The organism is Ornithinibacillus contaminans (assembly GCF_001038425.2).
Taxonomy (GTDB): domain Bacteria; phylum Bacillota; class Bacilli; order Bacillales; family Amphibacillaceae; genus Ornithinibacillus; species Ornithinibacillus contaminans.
In genome coordinates, this window is record NZ_LDPV02000046.1 from 38,462 (window position 1) to 56,410 (window position 17,949).

Here is a 17,949-nt window from a genome sequence, read left to right on the forward strand (position 1 = left end):
TGAAAAGATTATTTCCTTATTAGAAGACATTAAAAATAAAGATAAATAATAAAACCAAGGTAGGATAAATCTTCTAGCCTTGGTTTTTTGTCGATTAGAATACCTTTGTCGTCCAGTCCTCACAATTCCAAATATCGGTTACAACACCATCATAGAAGTCTGGCTCATGTGAGATTAACAGAACACTTCCTTTGTATTCCATTAAAGCGCGTTTCAATTCTACTTTTGCATCATGGTCCAAATGGTTTGTTGGTTCATCGAGAACGAGTAAATTTGATTCGTGATTCATTAATTTACATAAACGAACTTTGGCTTTTTCCCCACCACTTAGAACCTGTACCTTACTCTCAATATGCTTTGTTGTAAGTCCGCATTTCGCTAGTGCAGCACGTACCTCGTATTGCGTAAAATGTGGAAATTCATCCCAAACCTCTTCAATACATGTATTGGAGTTTTCGGATTTAATTTCTTGTTCAAAATAGCCAATATGCAAATGTTCTCCTAATTGGACCGATCCTGATACAGGTTTGATTTCACCTAAAATGCTTCGTAGTAAGGTTGTTTTCCCAATACCATTTGCCCCGTATAAGGCGATTTTCTGTCCGCGCTCCATGGATAGATTCAGAGGACGAGACAGGGGCTCATCATACCCAATAACTAAATCCTTTGTTTCAAACAAGTATTTACCAGAAGTACGAGCCTGCTTAAAATTGAATTCTGGTTTTGGCTTTTCAGCATCTAGTTCAATAACATCCATTTTATCTAATTTTTTCTGACGAGACATCGCCATTCTACTTGTCGCTGCATTGGCTTTGTTACGCGCAACGAAATCCTTTAAATTCGCAATTTCTTTTTGCTGCTTTTTAAATGCGGCAACTTGCTGTTGTTTCTTTAATTCGTGTAGACGTAAAAACTCATTATAATCACCAGGGTATCTGGTTAATTCTTGATTCTCCACATGATAAATTAAGTTAACGACACTATTTAAGAATGGAATATCGTGGGAAACAAGAATAAATGCATTTTCATAGTTTTGCAGGTAATGCTGCAACCATTCAATATGCTCAACATCCAAGTAGTTGGTTGGCTCGTCCAAAAGTAGGATTTCGGGCTTTTCAAGCAGTAATTTTGCTAGAAGAACCTTGGTACGCTGACCACCACTTAAATCATGAACATCACGATCTAAACCAAAATCATTTAGCCCAAGTCCATTAGCGACTTCTTCCACCTTTGCATCGATTGTATAGAAATCATTGTTCGTTAACGCATCTTGCATGCGTCCGGTTTCTTCTAAAAGTTTCTCTAATTCATCTGGTTCGACCTCTGCCATTTTGGCAAATAGCTCATTCATTTCTGTTTCCATATCATATAAATATTGAAAAGCAGTTCGGAGCACATCTCGAATGGTCATGCCTTGTTTCAATACGGCATGCTGATCCAAATAGCCGACACGTACATTCTTAGCCCATGTAACATTTCCTGCATCCGGTTCAAGTTTTCCCGTAATAATATTCATAAAGGTGGACTTACCTTCTCCATTGGCACCAATAAGTCCTATATGTTCACCCTGTAATAGACGAAATGAAACATCATCGAAAATAGTGCGATCGCCAAATCCGTGACTTAGATTTTTAACCGTTAATAAACTCATGTTCAAACACCTTTTCCTTCCTAGGTACATTCTTTCTTATTATACGGTTCATTTTGAAAAAGGGGTAGAGGGAATGAATAATTTTCTACTGGAATAGTTCTTGTTCTATAAAATTGTGCATATGATTCTGGTAAGGTTAGTACCAGATACTAATACTTGGTATTATTTTAGTTTCCATGTATAATTGATTTAAAATTAGAAAATGTAATGGGAGAGGGGATGGGAAATGGTACAGAAAATTGCTTTTGTCACGGATAGTACTGCATATATTACCGAGGAATTAAAGGCGCATTCAGATGTTTATGTCGTACCGATTGTAGTGATATCAGATGGTGAGGCATATGAAGATGGGGTAGATTTAACATCAGAACAATTATATGAAATCATTCGGACGGAAAAAGAAGTTCCAAAAACATCCCAACCTAATGTTGAGCGCTTTAAAACATTATATAACGAGTTAAAAAAGAACTATGATGCTATAATTTCGATTCACGTATCGTCAAAATTAAGTGGAACACTATCAAGCTCGATTGCTGGAAGTGATCAAGCTGAGGCTCAAGTAGAAGTAGTAGATTCCAGATCGATTTCTTATGCCATCACCATTTTATTGGAGAAAGGATTGAAGCTTGCAGCGCAACAAGTTGATGGGAAGTTAATTGCTAATGATCTTCGTGCGGCTGCAAATGACCATCAAAATTTGATATTACTCGATACGTTAGAGCAGCTATATAAAGGTGGAAGAATGTCTGGCACTCAGTTTTTATTAGGGAACTTCCTCCATATTAAGCCAATACTTTCAATCGGTAAGAATGGAGAACTAGGCGTTGTCGAACGAATCCGATCGGAGAAAAAAGCTACTCGAAGGATGATCACGTTAATCAAGAATGCTTACGAAGAAAATGCTGTTGCAAAGATTGGTATCATGCATGCCAATGCGCTAGAAAAAGCACTTGCTATACAGGAGATTCTGACAGCCGAGCTTCCTGGACTAGAAATTGTAATTGGTGAAGTAAGCTCGTCCTTAGCGGTTCATGCAGGTGAAGGTGCAATTGCTATTTTTTGGAGTGTTTAAATCATAGTAGGTATTCTACTGAATTTGTATTATAATGAAGCTATCATGTAAAGAGGAGTTTTTCGCAATGTCTGAAAAGAAACTAAGTATGCAAGAAGTAATTAAACAACAATTAGAACGAAAAAAACAATCGCAGGCTGAAAATAATCAAAACCAAGCTAATTGGAATGGAACAACTAAGAAAATGCAAAGTCAGCAAGCGAAAAAAGCAAGCACTACTCGCCGAAAAATGGGTAGCTAAGTTTGTTAATAACGACAAGGGCTTTTACTGGCCTTTGTCGTTTTTTTATGCTATTCCTTTTGATATTTAAGGTAATTATAATTTGAAGTCGGGATTCTACTAATTACTTCCCCTTCAGCATCTTCATGTACTTCGTATTCTTGATAGGTCTCCACGATATAACCATCCACTTCTTTCATTTCCTCTAACCGATATTCGAAGTATGTACTGACTGATTTTTGAATGGACTGATTCGACGTATCCGCATCAACACTTTCTTCATCAATCATCTGATAGTAATTCGTACTTTCGTCAGAAGTTAATGAACTGTCTAACAGAGTAACAAGTAGTATAATTGCTAAACCTCCCAGAATGGATAGTGTTGTTTTCATAAGAATAACTCCTTTCGTTCCATTATCCTTCCTCACTTTCAATATATATGCTTGGACAACTATATTTATCCTGTTGGTGATGGAATTTTTTTATATATCCTGTAAAATAAGAAACAAGAAAATTTTTATAAAAGAGGTAGATAATATGTATCGAAAAAAAGCTGATTTTTTACAGGACTGGAAGATTGCTTCAAAAGGCACAACACGAGTACTTGAAGCATTATCAGATGATACGTTAGGACAAGCGATTGCAGAGGGGCACAATACATTAGGCTGGCTTGGATGGCATCTTGCAACAGCACCGGCGTTTTTTGCTAGTCAAGTTGGGCTAAAATTGAAATCTGTAGACGCTAGTCAACCAGTACCTGCACATGCCAGTGAGATTGTAGAAGGATATAAGACGGTTGCAGAAGAATTGAAGAATGAAGTAGAGGCGAATTTAACGGACGAAATGTTTTTGGAAGAGATGGATAGCTTTGGGAAATTGGTTGCAAGAGGTGCTATGCTCCGTACGTTAATTGATCATCAAACCCATCATCGGGGACAAATGACGGTGTTGTTAAGACAAGCAGGCTTGAAGGTTCCAGGAGTTATGGGGCCGACAAAAGAGGACCAAGAATAATAGGAATTGGAAAAAGGACGAAATGATGGAGAATGATTTCGTTCTTTTTGCGGAAAGGGGATGGTATTATGAACAAATTGATGAAGAGAAACCGAGGAATGGAAAGACGTGGTGAGCCAATTTAAGTTAGGAAGGGAAGAAGTGTATGAGTAAAAAAGAATTCGTATTGGATCAATTGTCCGTAGTTCGCAATACTGAAAGTTGGATAAAGCCTATCAGTGAAGCGTTAGAGGGGCTGACGGTAGAGGAGGTAGAATGGCGGCAAACGGTGGATACCCATACTATTGGAGAAATCGTTACCCATCTTTATTTTTATAATGAAAGATGGTTGAAACGATTTCTAAATGAGGCGATTACAGATAAAGTGTAATTAAATGCGTCAACTTTTAAGCATAGGGGTTCATTTACGGAAGCGAGCTGGCATGATTTAGTAAAGCAGGTTGATGAGGGGTTAGCTAAGTGGGAGCAGGCAGTTCAGAATTCAACAGAGGAAAAGTTAGAGGAGTCTATCCCAAACTTTCCAGAAGAAGCGAAATGGTGGGAGGCATTATCCAATTTTTGCACACATAATGCCTATCACATCGGACAAATCATTCATATCCGAAAAGCACAAGGATCTTGGATTAGCAAAGACTAATACGTGATTGCTTACAGGCATACCAGCTAACGTTACTTGGTGTGCTTTTTTACAATATCTTTTAGAAAATATTAGAATTATATGATAAAATTCATATGACTACATCCAAGGAGAACGTGAGAGAATGAAACTACACTTTTATGAAACTACCAAATTAAGTGACGTTATGGGATATCAACTGACTGAAGAACAACTTCGGTATACTGGAACACCGCTTGAATCCATTGAAAAAGCGCAGACTGATTCAGATCGACACTGTATACTCGCTATTGAGGATATGAAATTAGTAACCTTTTTCGTCCTACATCAAAACGAGGGTGTTTTGCCATATACCGATAATCCTTGGGCGATATTAGTCCGAGCATTCTCAACGGATTATCGTTATCAAGGGAAAGGCTATGCAAAGGAGGCATTATCTTTATTGCCTGGCTTTGTGGAAGAACAATTTCCAACCATCAATGAGATTATATTAGCTGTGAATGTCACGAATATTGCTGCACAACGATTATATGTAAAAAGCGGATTTGTCGATGAAGGTGTTCGAACAATGGGAAAAAAAGGGGAGTTAATTGTGATGAGTTACCACTTAACTTCTGACTTGAAATCACCACTACCAAATTAGAGGGGGAAATTAGAGGTGTGGGAGCAGCACATTATCCAAACGGAACGCGGAAACTTCGAATATTTTCATAAAGGCACTGGGGAACCGATGTGTGTGACACATTTATATAGTGAATTTAATGAGAGAGGTAACACATTTGCGTTACCGTTTACCGAGCATTATTCAGTTTTTCTGGTTAATCTGCGTGGTTGTGGTAAATCAGACATGGCAGAACAAGATGCAGATTATAGTATGGAGGCTGCAGTAGCAGACCTTGAGGCAATAAGGGAGGCATTAGGGTTTGATAAATGGGCGTTTGCTGGTCATTCGACTGGTGGAATGCTTGCATTGAAATATGCCATCATGGCAGAAAGAAGCTTAACCAAGATTGTAGCAGGAGGATTATGTGCATCTAGTGACTATATGTACCATCCAGGGAGCATCTATTGCCGAGAAAATCCAAACAATAAGCGGATTTTAGAGATTATGAGACTATTAGATTCACCAGATACGCCGATTGAAGAGAGAAGAGCATTGGGGAAAGAGTGGTTTTTAATGTCTATCTACAATGAAAACCAATACGATCAAATTGTATCGAAGCCGAACAGTGGAAAAGTAGTTAGCGCCAGGTTAAATTATTTTTCTTATGTGGAGTTGAAAGACTATGATTTGCGACCCGCACTACCAAATGTAACATTGCCTGCATTTATTTACAGTGGTCTTCATGATGCCCAGTGCCCACATGTTTTTTCTAAAGAAGCGGCAGATTTAATGCCAAATGCTACGATGACAACATTTGAGTGGAGTAATCATAATCCGTTTGGGGAAGAAGAAGAAAAGTTTAAGGAATTTGTTATAAAAACTTGTAGCTCCTAGAAAATTAAGAAGGATGTTCCGAAATGACTTCGAAACATCCTTTTTGTGGAGCTTGCAGCTTATTCTTTTTCAATCATTTGCTTAATGTTTTCAACGGTTATTGAGATGGTTTCGGAGGATTTGGTAATTGCACTTACGACCTGTCCGATTCCCTCTAAGTCCTGTTGCATATTCATATTACTTGTTTTTGTTTTTTCCATACTGGCATTAATTCGATTGAATGCATCTTCTGTTTGTTGCATCTGCTCACGAACCTCGGCTAGGTAATTTTTGCTTTCATCAATGGAATCAGCACTTTTTTGTACTTGTTCATTTGTCTTATTAATTAGCTCGGTTACACTAGATACGGAATTGGCGGATTGCTCAGAGAGTTTTCGAACTTCCTCTGCTACTACGGCAAACCCTAGACCGTGCTCACCAGCTCTAGCTGCCTCAATCGATGCATTTAAAGCAAGTAAACTAGTTTGATCGGCGATGGATTTTACAATCTGGATGATGTCTTTGATTTGGGTCGATGTCTCTTCCAGTATCTTCATTTCTTCGGTAACTTTTGTTGTACTTGCTTCCATATTTTCCAATGAGTTGCTCATCGTTATGATTCGCTGGTTTCCTTCATCAGCGATTTCTTTTGCTGCTTCTGATAATTCAGTACCTGTTCTGGAATTCATTGTGATGACATCAATTTGGGCAGTCATTTCTTCAAAAGAAGCAGTTGTTTCCTCGGAGACAGTTGCAAGCTCTACAGATGCTTTCTCTAATGTCGCAAACATATCTTCCTTCTTCTTTAATTCTGCTTCGTTTTGTCTAAGAACTTCATCATCATAGGCTTCTAACACCATTTGTTGTTCTAAATTTAGTAGTTTTTGAATGACTTTAATTGCTGCAATCTGGTCAGCTGGATTTTTAAATTGAGTTAACACCGTTTCTAGTAGACCATAAAATATTTTTTCGAAAGAAGCGATATACCATTTTTGTGTTAGACCAATATGAACATGGATAATTGCAATTCGTTTCCGTTGGTTTACAAATGCTTCATTCATCACACCAGAGAACATTTCAATGATATGTCTATGTAATGTTTGTTTAAGTTTATCAATAGAACTATGTTCATTAATGATATCCATTAGTAACGGATTTGTTTCGAGATTATCGTAGAACCCATCAATGATGGAAATGATATTTTCCTCGACGTAGGGCTTTAAAGCCTGTCCGATGGCTAAATCATTTTTGGTGAAGTCTAGCATACTTAATTGTTTTTCAAGATCGGATCCCTTTTCAACCTCCAAAACGGGATGTGTTGTTTTACTTAATGCTTCTAATGAGATTACTTGATTCTTCTTTTGCTTTGATTTTAATAGCGTTACCATGAAGTCACCCTTTTCACATGATAGAATAATTGTATCCTTATTTAATCATTTAGAAAAGTACATTTTTACTGCAGTCGGAAAAAGGGGAAGTAATTGTATTTGTCTTAGCTTGTTGGATAATCAATTTTTAGTTGCTGGTCAATTCGCATATAATCATGGACACGATGAATATAGTGTTGTATAGACTTAATCGCGACTAAAATATTGTTATTTTGCAAGCGCTGCCAATTTTGGCTTCGACTGGGAAAGGGGAACAGAATGAAAGTTGTTGTAGCACCTGATTCGTATAAAGGGAGTATATCATCTGTTCAAGTAGCTGAGGTAATTAGTCAGGCAGTGTACGAGGTTATTCCGAAAGCAGAAATTATTCAAATGCCTATGGCTGACGGTGGAGAGGGTACTTTAGATGCATTACTTGGAGCTATGGGAGGAGATCGGATTCAACTTGAATGTACGGGACCACTTGGGAATAGGATCCAGACGGAGTATGGCATTGTTCATAATAGACTAGCAATCGTGGAGTGTGCCTTGATTGCGGGACTTGTCCAGGTACCTATTAAAGAACGTAATCCAGAACATACTACATCCTTTGGAATTGGAGAAGTAATGAAGGATGCGCTGGATCGCGGATGCTCGGAGATTATAGTCGGACTTGGTGGAAGTGCGGTTAATGATGGTGGACTCGGTATGCTTATGGCCTTGGGAATGCAAGTAACTAACAAGAATGGTGCTGCGGTAGGAATGTATGGGAGAGATTTGCACGAGGTAGAAACGGTAGATTTTTCTCAGATAGATCCACGATTAACGAATATTTCCCTAAAAGTGGCATGTGATGTAGATAATCCGCTTTGTGGTAATCGTGGTGCAACGTATGTGTATGGACCACAAAAAGGGGCTACTGTTAATCAATTAGAAAGCCTTGATAACGCTATGAGAAAATATGGTGTGCTGGTAGAAGCGGCTAGTGAAAAACGTATGATGGACTACCCTGGTGCGGGAGCTGCTGGAGGGCTCGGATTTGCTCTATTAGCTTTAGGCGCAACATTAGTATCTGGTGCAGCACTTCTTGCGGAGGCAATGGATATGGAAAAGGCGATTAGTAGTGCTGACTTGGTATTTACTGGAGAAGGGCAAAGTGATGAACAAACACTTTATGGGAAAGCACCTGGATATATAGCGGAGTTGGCGAATAAACACCAAGTACCAGTCATTTTACTTTCAGGCGGTTTAGCTGGTGAACTAGATAAATTACGGGAGCGATTTTCGGGTTGTTTTTCAATTGCGAATAAACCACTTACATTAGAAGAATGTATGGAAAAAGCTGATGAACTTCTATATGAGCAAACGAAGCAAATTATTCATTTGATTAAGTCTATGAAATAGATTTAAGGGGTGAATGTCGTGGAAGGTTTTGGTTTAGTTATACTAATTGTAGCTGGTGTAATTTTTATTGTTTATGCGACAGCGAAATTAAAGCTCCATCCGTTTCTTTCGTTGCTACTAGCTGCATTTGGAATTGGAATTATTGCGGGTATTCCTTTAACAGAAGTCGTAGCGGCTGTAAATGATGGATTCGGCGGATTAATGGGTAGTATTGGATTAGTGATTGTTTTCGGTACAATCATTGGTGTTATTTTAGAAAAATCTGGTGCAGCACTCCGCATGGCGGAAGTTGTGTTACGCGTAGTCGGTGAGAAACGACCGCAAATGGCGATGAGCTTAATCGGGGCAATTGTAAGTATTCCGGTTTTCTGTGATTCTGGGTTTGTCATCCTAGCATCGCTGAAAAAGGCGTTAGCTAAAAAAGCAAAAGTAGCGATGGCTTCAATGGCGGTTGCTTTAGCTACGGGGTTATTTGCCACCCACACGTTAGTGCCACCAACCCCTGGTCCAATTGCAGCTGCAGGGAATATTGGAGCGGAAAATTATCTGGGAACGATTATTCTAATTGGGTTAGTCATTTCTATTCCAGCGGTGCTTGTTGGTTACATTTGGGCGATGAAGGTTGGTACAAAGATAAAAATTGACGGAGAGGATACGGAAGAAAATTCCTATGATTATGATGCGATTTTAAAAGCATTTGGAGAAATGCCTTCCACTGTAAAATCTTTTGCACCAATTGTGGTTCCGATTCTCCTCATTGCATTTAGTTCGGTGATTTCCTTTGCCGGCTGGACGGGAGTGTTCTTTGACATCTTTACCTTCCTTGGTTCGCCTGTTGTAGCATTGCTAGTAGGTGTGTTATTTGCCGGTTTATTACTACCAAAATACGATGAAGAGACGCTATCGGGATGGATCGGGATTGGTATTAAAGAGGCAGCGCCAATTTTGCTTATTACTGGTGCTGGTGGGGCTTTTGGACGTGTGATTAGCACTACTTCCATAGCGGATTATATTCAGAGCTTTGGTGAAGGTGCATTTTTTACCGGTGCGATGTTTTTATTTATACCGTTTTTAATTGCTGCTGCTTTAAAGTCAGCACAGGGTTCTTCAACTGCTGCGCTTGTCATAACCTCGACGTTGGTTGCACCACTTCTTGTAGAACTTGGAATTGATGGTGCGCTACCACTTGCTTTAGTGGTGATGGCCATTGGATCTGGTGCGATGATTGTTTCGCATGTAAATGATAGCTACTTCTGGGTTGTGAAAGAATTCAGTGGTATGTCCGTTACCCAAGCCTATAAGGCACAAACAGCAGCCACATTGCTGCAAGGTATTGTTGCCTTTGCAGTCACATTTTTATTATGGTTGGTGTTTGTATAATTGGCATTTGGAATGGGAACAGCCACCGGGACGGAGGGTCTCGGTGGCTATTTTCGTTGAAAGGATTGGAATTATCTGCTGAGCTTCTGCTGCAATTTTGGATTATCAATAGAACTCTTAGAATATCAGCACGAATCTGGGAACGTCAGTAGTAATCCCAAATTATCAGTCGGTATCTCAAATTAACAGCAATTATCTCAAATCAGCCGTCACTAAGAACGCATGCTTCGTCATTGCGTGCTTGGACGATTTATATTTCGCTTGTTTTTCCATACGCGATCTTTATTAGAGGTCTCAGGAAAATGTTCCCCTGCATGTAATTCAATTTGTTGTGGATCCTTTACACTACTTCCAGTTTCACCAATTTCAATATAAATCCCATTATTGGGCGCTTTTTCCCCTGGTCGAAATTGACTAATTTCACCCATACTTTTCACTCCTTTTCTGCATCTTTTTGTAGTATGAGTCATTACGAAATTTTTTATTAATCAAATTCGACAAAATTCGGGTGGTGACAGGCACCTCATTTTTAAATAGGGTGGTGACAATGGTTCATTTTTTTGGTATATATGATATGTAGGTTTGTAATTTTAATTTTTGAGGGAGGTTTATTGGATGCAATCTGTCAGACTACGTTTCTTTGCTTTGAACAACTAATTAAATATGTTCAAAGGCTCTGTTTGTGGATACAGAGTAAATGGGATAGGTCTGTCATTTTTTATAAATTCATCCAATAGACAGGTTTTAGGTTATAACTGTATTTTTTAGGTGTAAACTTATGAAAACACGCGTTAAATAAATCCCTTTTACTCGTAATCGCAGGTAGTGTGCCTGGGGTTTTTTTGCTTTTAAAAAGATTATGTTGCGAATTAAATGACGAGAATAACATTAAAAATGAATAGGACGTGTAGAAATGAGTAAGGCGAGTGAAAATATAATGGAACATTGGAAACGGAATAGTATCCTCTTTCTTGGAAGTCAGATGATATCACTATTCGGTTCAGCACTGGTTCAATATGCCATCATGTGGTATGTCGTACTGAATACGCAATCTGGAATGATGATGACGGTGTACATCCTTTGTGGGTTTATCCCAACGTTCATTTTGTCACCTTTTGCGGGAGTGTGGGCAGATCGTTTTAATCGAAAGAAGTTAATCATTATTTCGGATGCATCCATTGCAACGGTAACGCTAATTTTAGCAATAGTATTTTTAATGGGCTATGATGAATTATGGCTAATGTTTGTGGTGGCTGCAGTTCGCGCGCTAGGTACAGGTGTACAAACGCCAGCTGTAAGTGCCATCCTGCCTCAATTTGTACCAGAGGATAAGCTGACAAAAATAAATGGGGCTAATGGTAGTATCCAAGCACTAGTTATGCTGCTAGCTCCTATGGCAAGTGGTGCGTTACTTGGGCTGTCTTCTATTGAGATAATCTTTTTTATTGATGTGATTACAGCGGCTATTGCCATCTTGATATTCTTATTATTCTTGCACATTCCATCTCATGCAAAAGCTGAGGATAAGCAACCTGTCAACTATTTCCATGATTTGAAGCAAGGCTATTTATATATTAAGAATCAAGACTTTTTAAAGAAATTCTTCGTCTTCTTTGCATTGTTCTTCGTATTTGCTGCGGCTCCATCATTTTTAACACCGCTGCAAGTAACACGTAGTTTTGGAGAAGATGTTTGGCGATTGACTGCCATTGAAGTTGCGTTTTCAATTGGAATGATGATTGGTGGAGTAGTAATAGCTTCTTGGGGTGGGTTTAAAAATAAAATCCATACAATGGCCTTAGCTACGTTTATCTTTAGTATTCTGACGATCGGTCTAGGTATTATACCGAATTTCGTTATCTATTTAATCTTGATGGGGGTAATCGGTGTTGCGATGCCATTATTTAGCACACCATCTACAACATTATTACAGGAAAAAATTGATCCGGATTATCTAGGTAGAGTATTCGGGGTTGTTGGAATGATTTCAACTTCCATGATGCCACTAGGGATGTTGCTATTCGGACCAATTGCCGATATCATTGCAATTGAATGGATACTAGTTGCAAGTGGAATCGTGATGTTTTTTGCAGGATTTTTCTTACTAGGAAGTAAATCGTTATTCGAAGCAGGTAAGCCAAAATTAGAAGAGAAAAATGAAGCTTAATGATAATGAATGAAAAGGTGCATTTTTTTAGAGATGCACCTTTTTATTTTTTAGGCTCTGTTAAAGAACAATGTTGATATTTGATAACTATTCACAAACTTGCTACAATAAATGAGAACAAACATTCGTAAACTTTCGAGAGGTTACAAAAGTGAGCAAAGCGTTTAGCAACTTGTTAAAGTATATCGACAAATTACCGCATACAAAAAAAGAACTAGTCTATCAATGGGTTAAACGCTATAAAACCGAAAGTCGATGCCTTGATTGGTTCTAAACTGTCTAATGAAAATGTGCTTGTAACCGATGCTTGGACAGCCTACAAAACCTATGCAAAAGAAAAGGGTTTAGAACTTTATCGGATTAAATCAGACGATGGCAGACACGTTATTAAGGGCTTGTATCACATTCAAAATGTCAACGGTCTCCATTCTCGTTTGAAACAATGGATTGACCGCTTTAAAGGCTGGCTACGACTAAACACCATATAAAGGAATTTCTATTAAACTCATTTGTATTTGAAATGACGGACACATATGACAGTCTAAGACTATCAAAATTTAATGTGTAATTCTTATTAAATTAACGATGTAAATTACTTTAAGGGTGGGGAAAAGGTATATGGACTATTATCTCGTAATATTTTTTTGTTTTGCTATTACACTTCATAATATCGAAGAAGCAATTTGGTTGCCTAAATGGTCACAGCAATCTTCAAGGTTTCACGAGCCAGTTACTTCAAGTGAATTCCATTTTGCTGTTATTTTTATAACTATTCTGGCTTATTTATCTGCATTTAGTTTTTTATATATGCCAGAATCTGATTTTACGAAATGGATTTTTATTGGATTTTTAGGCTCAATGATTTTTAATGCTATTTTTCCTCACCTTATTGCGACCGTTTTGATGAAAAAGTATGCACCTGGACTTCTCACTGGTTTATTACTTAACCTTCCAATAAATTCATTAGTTATCTATCAAATGTTTTCAAAGAATTTAATTATTTGGCAAGAGTTAGTCATATCAACATTTGTAGTAGGAATTATTTTATTAACACTTATACCTTTTTTGTTTAAAATTGGTGGAAAAATAACACCTTCTTAATATGTTGATTGAGGACATAATATTTATTGAATTAGGAAAAAAGGAAACCGTCTACAATTGGTTTCCCCTAAATTTTGTTGAAATTATCAACATTAACGTATAACAGAACCTATTTTTAAAATAAAAACCCTTGACCTTTACGTTGCGTAAAGGTTTACGATAAGAATGTCAGGAGGGTGAGACATATGGAATATACCGTAAATCAATTGGCACGTATTTCTGGAGTAAGCGGCCGCACGCTCCGTTATTACGATCAAATCGGACTATTAAAGCCGGCAAGAATTAATTCGTCTGGTTATCGTATATACGGCCAACAGGAAGTGAATCTACTGCAACAGATTTTGTTTTTTAGAGAATTAGAAGTTAGTCTAGAAGACATCGCAGAGATACTTCAACAACCAGGTTTTAATCAACAGGAAGCTTTAAGAAGTCACTATGAAAAACTAAGACAAAAACGAGCCCGCCTAGACAAAATTATGGCAACAGTCGAAAAGACGATTGCTAGTGTTGAAGGAGGAAAACCAATGCAAGACAATGAAAAATTTGCTGGTTTTAAGGAAAAGTTAATCGATGAAAACGAACAGAAATATGGCAAGGAAATCCGTGAAAAATACGGTGATGAGACGGTTGAGGCGAGTAATAAAAAATTACGTGGCTTGTCACAAGCGGATTATGATGCGATGACTAAGTTGGGAGAAGAGATTTTCTCACAATTAGAAATAGCCTTTGCAACAGGAAATCCGTCATCACCAGAAGCGCAGGAATTAGCGGAAAAACACAAGCAATGGCTTATGTATTCTTGGCCAAGTTACTCGAAAGAAGCACACGCAGGATTAGCCGAAATGTATGTAGCGGATGAGCGTTTTGCAGCTTATTATGACAAACAAGGCAAAGGTAGAACAGAGTTTTTACGAGATGCGATTGTTAATTATTTAGGACTTGCTTAAAGTAGCAGTAACTGCGAATAAATCATGTTAATTTAACCATCTTAGTACTAGGAGGTGCTAAAATGGGAAAAGATCGGCAAGAAAAGAAGCTTAAGAAAAGTAAACGAGTGGAATCAGATCGTGATGTGGGATTGCGCTATAAAGGGTCAACGATTATGTCTAGTCCTGAAGAAGCAATGGAATTAAACGATGGGAAAAAATGAGTTTGAAAGTTCTTCACCGCGAGTGTTATGTGGTGGGGAGCTTTTTTTGCGTGAGAAACATTAAAAGTGCTACTATCATATGAAGGGAAAGGGATTTGTGCGGTTTGTGTAGAATATATTAGTTTAGGTAGAGTTATTTGAGTAACAAGGGGGAAAGTCATGAAACCTACGTTTGGAACAAAGCTAGCTAATATCGATTATCATCTCAGAAAAGGTTGTTATGCAATAATCATTAATAAGACGATGGATAAAGTATTAACCGTGCATAATGGAGAAGGCATTCATTTTCTTCCGGGGGGAGGAACCGAGAATAACGAGTCTGATGTAGCGTGCATAGAACGAGAAATGTTGGAAGAAACAGGTTATACCGTTAACGTGGGTTCAATGATTGGGAGTGCTTTACATTATTTTATGGCTCGGAATAACGAGTATTATGTAAGTGATGGTAAATTTTATCTAGCCGAACTCGGTGAAAAAGTGCAGGAGCCGAATGAGGAGGATCATTTGATGGATTGGACTGCTATTAACGATATACATAAGCTTTTCTTTTATCAGCATTAGGTTTGGGCAGTGGAACAATGTATGAAGATAGAGTAAAGGAAGTGTTAAAGATTGAAATTTAATAATAAAACAGTCATTATAACTGGAGCTGGAAATGGGATTGGAAGAGGCATTGCTCAAGCATATGCTAGAGAAGGTGCCAATGTAGTAATTGCTGAAATCAATGAAAGGGCCGGTAATGATGTTACGACTCTCGTTAAAAAACAAGGTGGTAGCGCAATTTTCGTCAAGACTGATGTACGAGCCGAAGCGGATATAATCCGATTAATGGAAGAAGCTAGCCATACCCTTGGAAAAATTGATATTTTAATTAATAATGCAGGGAAGTCGGAATTTAAGTCGCTTTTTGAGTTATCCATTGATGAATGGGACGATGTGATTCAGACGAATTTACGAAGTGTCTTTTTGGGTGCGCGAGAAGCAGCACGATATATGCAACAAAATGATAATGGTGGATCAATCGTGAATATTGCTTCCACTAGGGCGATCATGTCGGAGCCTCATTCGGAAGCCTATGCAGCTACCAAGGGCGGAATTGTTGCAATTACACACGCGCTTGCAGCTTCTTTAGGTGAACACAGAATTACTGTGAATGCTATTTCACCTGGTTGGATTGAAACTGGGGATTACAGCAAACTGCGTAAGGAAGATCACGAGCAGCATTTTTCCAAACGGGTTGGTAAACCTGACGATATTGCGCGTGCTTGCTTGTATTTAACCGCAGAGGAGAATGATTTTGTTACTGGTGTGAATCTTGTAGTTGATGGTGGCATGACGAGGAAGATGATTTATGAGGAGTAAGAATGGCTTTAGAGTTTGAGAGAATGGTAAAACTGGGGGAAAAGCTATATGGAAATTAAATTAGATGATTTAACTGGGGAAGCTATCAAGCAGTTAATAGTGGAGCACTTAAAAGAAATGGGGCAGAATTCTCCAGCAGAAAGCATTCATGCACTTGATTTGACTAAATTAAAAGCGGCAGAAATTACGTTTTGGAGTGCATGGGAGGAAGACGAATTAGTTGGCTGTGGTGCATTAAAGGAACTGGATGCAACACATGGCGAGATTAAATCGATGAGGACGTCACCGAATTTCAGAGGTCGTGGGGTGGCCAAACTTATGTTACAGCATATAATTGCTGAGGCAACCAAGCGTGGCTATTTGCGATTAAGTTTGGAAACAGGTACGATGGCAGCATTTGAGCCCGCAAGAAATCTTTATAAAAGGTTTGGATTCAACGAGTGTGAGCCGTTTGCAGAGTATATAGTGGATCCAAATAGTGTATTCATGACGAAGGAATTAGCATAGTTAGAGCTATACTTAACATTTTGTAGTCTCTTTCCATACTGCGGTATGGTAGGGGCTATTTTTATGCATTTTATTCGACAAATATCGGGTGGTGCCAGGCACTGTTCGCATATGAAATTGGTAAAGTGGAATACTATGTTTAGGTGTTTGTATTTTGGGGGTTGGATGTATGAAGAATTATTTTCCTACGAATATGGAGCGTCGTTTTAAAGCGAATGTTAGTCCGATTGGAACGACACAGCTTCATTTACGCAATCCTTATATTATTGCGTGGTGGTCTGCTGCTTTTCCTGGGTTTGGGCATTTATTGCTTTCTAAATATCTTAGAGGATATGCGTTATTTATATGGGAAATTGTAGTAAACAGTATGGCACATATTAACCTATCTATTATCTATTCATTTACGGGGAAACTTGATATGGCAAAAGAGGTTTTGGAGCCGCGTTGGATGCTAATGTATCTACCTGTCTATTTTTTTGCGATATGGGATAGTTATCGTACAACGGTAGACATGAATAAAGTATTTATTTTAGCCGAACGAGAAGATGCCAAATTTCCTTCCTTCAACATAACCGCAACGGAAATCAATTACTTAGATAAAAGAAGACCACTTATGGCTGTTGTTTGGTCTTTATTTACTCCTGGTCTTGGGCAGCTCTATATTCATCGCGTCCTGACTGGCGTATTTACAATGATATTTGTGATTATATTTATTTATAAATCACAAGTGTTGGTTGCTATTTATTATTTGTTTATAGGAGAACTTGCGCTTAGTACACAGGTATTAGATCCTCATTGGTTCCTCTTTCTACCTTCGCATATAGGATTTGGTATCTATGATTCCTACATCAATACAGTTGAAAATAACAAGTTGTTTGAAAGTGAACAACGAAAGTTTCTAGTCGAGCAATATCAGCATTATCAGGTTCGAATCCGAAGTAGATGAGGTGAAGTAACATGCAAATTTTCTCTACCTTTGAACATTCAACTTATCTAGAATTAGCATTAACAGCATTAGAAAAGATAGGGGTGAAAAAGGAACATATTCTTGCTGTTCCTCTTAATAACCGTGTAGAGGAGCGAAGATTATTTGATACACTGCATCGTGCAGACGGTGTGTCTTTATTCGATAAAGGAGCAGCACTTGCAACTGCATTTTCAGTGGTGGGTGCCAGTGTTGGATTTCTATTAGAGCTTGGTCCAATAATATGGGGATTAATTTTTGCAGGAATTGGGTTCTTATTAGGTATAAGTATCGATATGTTCATTTATAAAGTGGTTCATAAAAGAAATCGGAAAGTAAGAGGAAAAAAAACAGAAGTGATTGTCGTCTTAGAATGTCCAGCAAACTTGGTTGATAAAGTAGAGGAAATTTTGTGGGATAATTTAGCGTTAGGGGTTGCACGCATTGGAGCGACTACAAATAATCCATTAGATAAATAAATGTATCTCTTAGTAAGT

At 38.2% G+C, this 17,949-nt stretch carries 21 protein-coding genes and 2 pseudogenes; 19 read left to right on the forward strand and 4 right to left on the reverse strand.

Annotation, left to right across the window (positions count from 1 at the left end; genetic code table 11):
- Window positions 1–94: 94 nt before the first annotated feature.
- On the reverse strand, window positions 95–1,651 hold the full coding sequence (locus JF53_RS11460; RefSeq protein WP_047982312.1) for an ABC-F family ATP-binding cassette domain-containing protein: 1,557 nt from the start codon (window positions 1,649–1,651) through the stop codon (window positions 95–97).
- Window positions 1,652–1,877: 226 nt separating this feature from the next.
- Here JF53_RS11460 and JF53_RS11465 point away from each other — a divergent pair, with 226 nt between their 5' ends.
- A complete protein-coding gene (locus JF53_RS11465) occupies window positions 1,878–2,723 on the forward strand; it encodes a DegV family protein (protein ID WP_047982311.1) in 846 nt (281 codons plus the stop codon).
- Window positions 2,724–2,790: 67 nt separating this feature from the next.
- On the forward strand, window positions 2,791–2,964 hold the full coding sequence (locus tag JF53_RS17705; RefSeq protein WP_169750790.1) for a hypothetical protein: 174 nt from the start codon (window positions 2,791–2,793) through the stop codon (window positions 2,962–2,964).
- Between the two features lie 50 nt (window positions 2,965–3,014).
- On the opposite strand, the gene JF53_RS11470 is transcribed toward JF53_RS17705, so the two are convergent.
- Window positions 3,015–3,335 carry a hypothetical protein gene (locus JF53_RS11470; RefSeq protein WP_047982310.1) on the reverse strand — a complete coding sequence of 107 codons (321 nt, stop codon included), beginning with the start codon at window positions 3,333–3,335 and terminating at the stop codon, window positions 3,015–3,017.
- A 145-nt stretch (window positions 3,336–3,480) separates the two neighbouring features.
- Between JF53_RS11470 and JF53_RS11475 the strand changes: the two genes are divergently transcribed.
- From JF53_RS11475 to JF53_RS11490, 5 genes and pseudogenes are all read left to right on the forward strand, one after another.
- A complete protein-coding gene (locus JF53_RS11475) occupies window positions 3,481–3,957 on the forward strand; it encodes a DinB family protein (protein WP_047982309.1) in 477 nt (158 codons plus the stop codon).
- A 145-nt stretch (window positions 3,958–4,102) separates the two neighbouring features.
- Complete coding sequence (locus JF53_RS11480; RefSeq protein ID WP_047982308.1) at window positions 4,103–4,327, forward strand: DinB family protein; 225 nt, start codon at window positions 4,103–4,105, stop codon at window positions 4,325–4,327.
- A gap of 57 nt (window positions 4,328–4,384) precedes the next feature.
- Window positions 4,385–4,594, forward strand: a pseudogene (locus JF53_RS18075) (DinB family protein); the annotation flags it as partial.
- A gap of 124 nt (window positions 4,595–4,718) precedes the next feature.
- Window positions 4,719–5,216 carry a GNAT family N-acetyltransferase gene (locus JF53_RS11485; RefSeq protein WP_047982307.1) on the forward strand — a complete coding sequence of 166 codons (498 nt, stop codon included), beginning with the start codon at window positions 4,719–4,721 and terminating at the stop codon, window positions 5,214–5,216.
- Window positions 5,217–5,231: 15 nt separating this feature from the next.
- Complete coding sequence (locus JF53_RS11490) at window positions 5,232–6,071, forward strand: alpha/beta fold hydrolase (RefSeq protein WP_047982306.1); 840 nt, start codon at window positions 5,232–5,234, stop codon at window positions 6,069–6,071.
- 59 nt (window positions 6,072–6,130) lie between these two features.
- On the opposite strand, the gene JF53_RS11495 is transcribed toward JF53_RS11490, so the two are convergent.
- A complete protein-coding gene (locus JF53_RS11495; protein WP_053072007.1) occupies window positions 6,131–7,438 on the reverse strand; it encodes a globin-coupled sensor protein in 1,308 nt (435 codons plus the stop codon).
- Window positions 7,439–7,696: 258 nt separating this feature from the next.
- Between JF53_RS11495 and JF53_RS11500 the strand changes: the two genes are divergently transcribed.
- Window positions 7,697–8,821 carry a glycerate kinase gene (locus tag JF53_RS11500; RefSeq protein WP_047982305.1) on the forward strand — a complete coding sequence of 375 codons (1,125 nt, stop codon included), beginning with the start codon at window positions 7,697–7,699 and terminating at the stop codon, window positions 8,819–8,821.
- A gap of 18 nt (window positions 8,822–8,839) precedes the next feature.
- Window positions 8,840–10,201 carry a GntP family permease gene (locus JF53_RS11505; RefSeq protein WP_047982304.1) on the forward strand — a complete coding sequence of 454 codons (1,362 nt, stop codon included), beginning with the start codon at window positions 8,840–8,842 and terminating at the stop codon, window positions 10,199–10,201.
- Between the two features lie 230 nt (window positions 10,202–10,431).
- Here JF53_RS11505 and JF53_RS11510 read toward each other — a convergent pair whose 3' ends face one another.
- Window positions 10,432–10,629 (reverse strand): YjzC family protein, encoded by a 198-nt coding sequence (locus JF53_RS11510; RefSeq protein ID WP_047982303.1) that lies wholly within the window; start codon window positions 10,627–10,629, stop codon window positions 10,432–10,434.
- A 485-nt stretch (window positions 10,630–11,114) separates the two neighbouring features.
- Here JF53_RS11510 and JF53_RS11515 point away from each other — a divergent pair, with 485 nt between their 5' ends.
- The 10 genes and pseudogenes from JF53_RS11515 to JF53_RS11550 all read left to right on the forward strand — a co-directional run bounded on the left by JF53_RS11515 (window position 11,115) and on the right by JF53_RS11550 (window position 17,931).
- The gene (locus JF53_RS11515; RefSeq protein WP_236686943.1) at window positions 11,115–12,368 is read left to right on the forward strand and encodes an MFS transporter; all 1,254 of its coding nucleotides are present in this window, start codon (window positions 11,115–11,117) and stop codon (window positions 12,366–12,368) included.
- A gap of 239 nt (window positions 12,369–12,607) precedes the next feature.
- Window positions 12,608–12,936, forward strand: a pseudogene (locus JF53_RS17285) (IS1595 family transposase); the annotation flags it as partial.
- Window positions 12,937–12,986: 50 nt separating this feature from the next.
- A complete protein-coding gene (locus JF53_RS11520; RefSeq protein WP_047982302.1) occupies window positions 12,987–13,469 on the forward strand; it encodes an HXXEE domain-containing protein in 483 nt (160 codons plus the stop codon).
- Between the two features lie 185 nt (window positions 13,470–13,654).
- On the forward strand, window positions 13,655–14,416 hold the full coding sequence (locus tag JF53_RS11525; protein WP_047982301.1) for a MerR family transcriptional regulator: 762 nt from the start codon (window positions 13,655–13,657) through the stop codon (window positions 14,414–14,416).
- 62 nt (window positions 14,417–14,478) lie between these two features.
- Window positions 14,479–14,619 (forward strand): YpzI family protein, encoded by a 141-nt coding sequence (locus JF53_RS17080; protein WP_064965382.1) that lies wholly within the window; start codon window positions 14,479–14,481, stop codon window positions 14,617–14,619.
- 159 nt (window positions 14,620–14,778) lie between these two features.
- Complete coding sequence (locus JF53_RS11530) at window positions 14,779–15,180, forward strand: NUDIX domain-containing protein (RefSeq protein ID WP_047982300.1); 402 nt, start codon at window positions 14,779–14,781, stop codon at window positions 15,178–15,180.
- A 51-nt stretch (window positions 15,181–15,231) separates the two neighbouring features.
- Window positions 15,232–15,981: a glucose 1-dehydrogenase gene (locus JF53_RS11535; RefSeq protein WP_047982299.1), complete on the forward strand. Its 750-nt coding sequence runs from the start codon at window positions 15,232–15,234 to the stop codon at window positions 15,979–15,981.
- Window positions 15,982–16,029: 48 nt separating this feature from the next.
- Window positions 16,030–16,488 carry a GNAT family N-acetyltransferase gene (locus JF53_RS11540; protein WP_047982298.1) on the forward strand — a complete coding sequence of 153 codons (459 nt, stop codon included), beginning with the start codon at window positions 16,030–16,032 and terminating at the stop codon, window positions 16,486–16,488.
- A gap of 169 nt (window positions 16,489–16,657) precedes the next feature.
- Window positions 16,658–17,434, forward strand: a complete 777-nt coding sequence (locus JF53_RS11545; protein ID WP_047982297.1) for a hypothetical protein — start codon at window positions 16,658–16,660, stop codon at window positions 17,432–17,434.
- A gap of 11 nt (window positions 17,435–17,445) precedes the next feature.
- Window positions 17,446–17,931 (forward strand): hypothetical protein, encoded by a 486-nt coding sequence (locus JF53_RS11550; protein WP_047982296.1) that lies wholly within the window; start codon window positions 17,446–17,448, stop codon window positions 17,929–17,931.
- Window positions 17,932–17,949 lie beyond the last annotated feature (18 nt).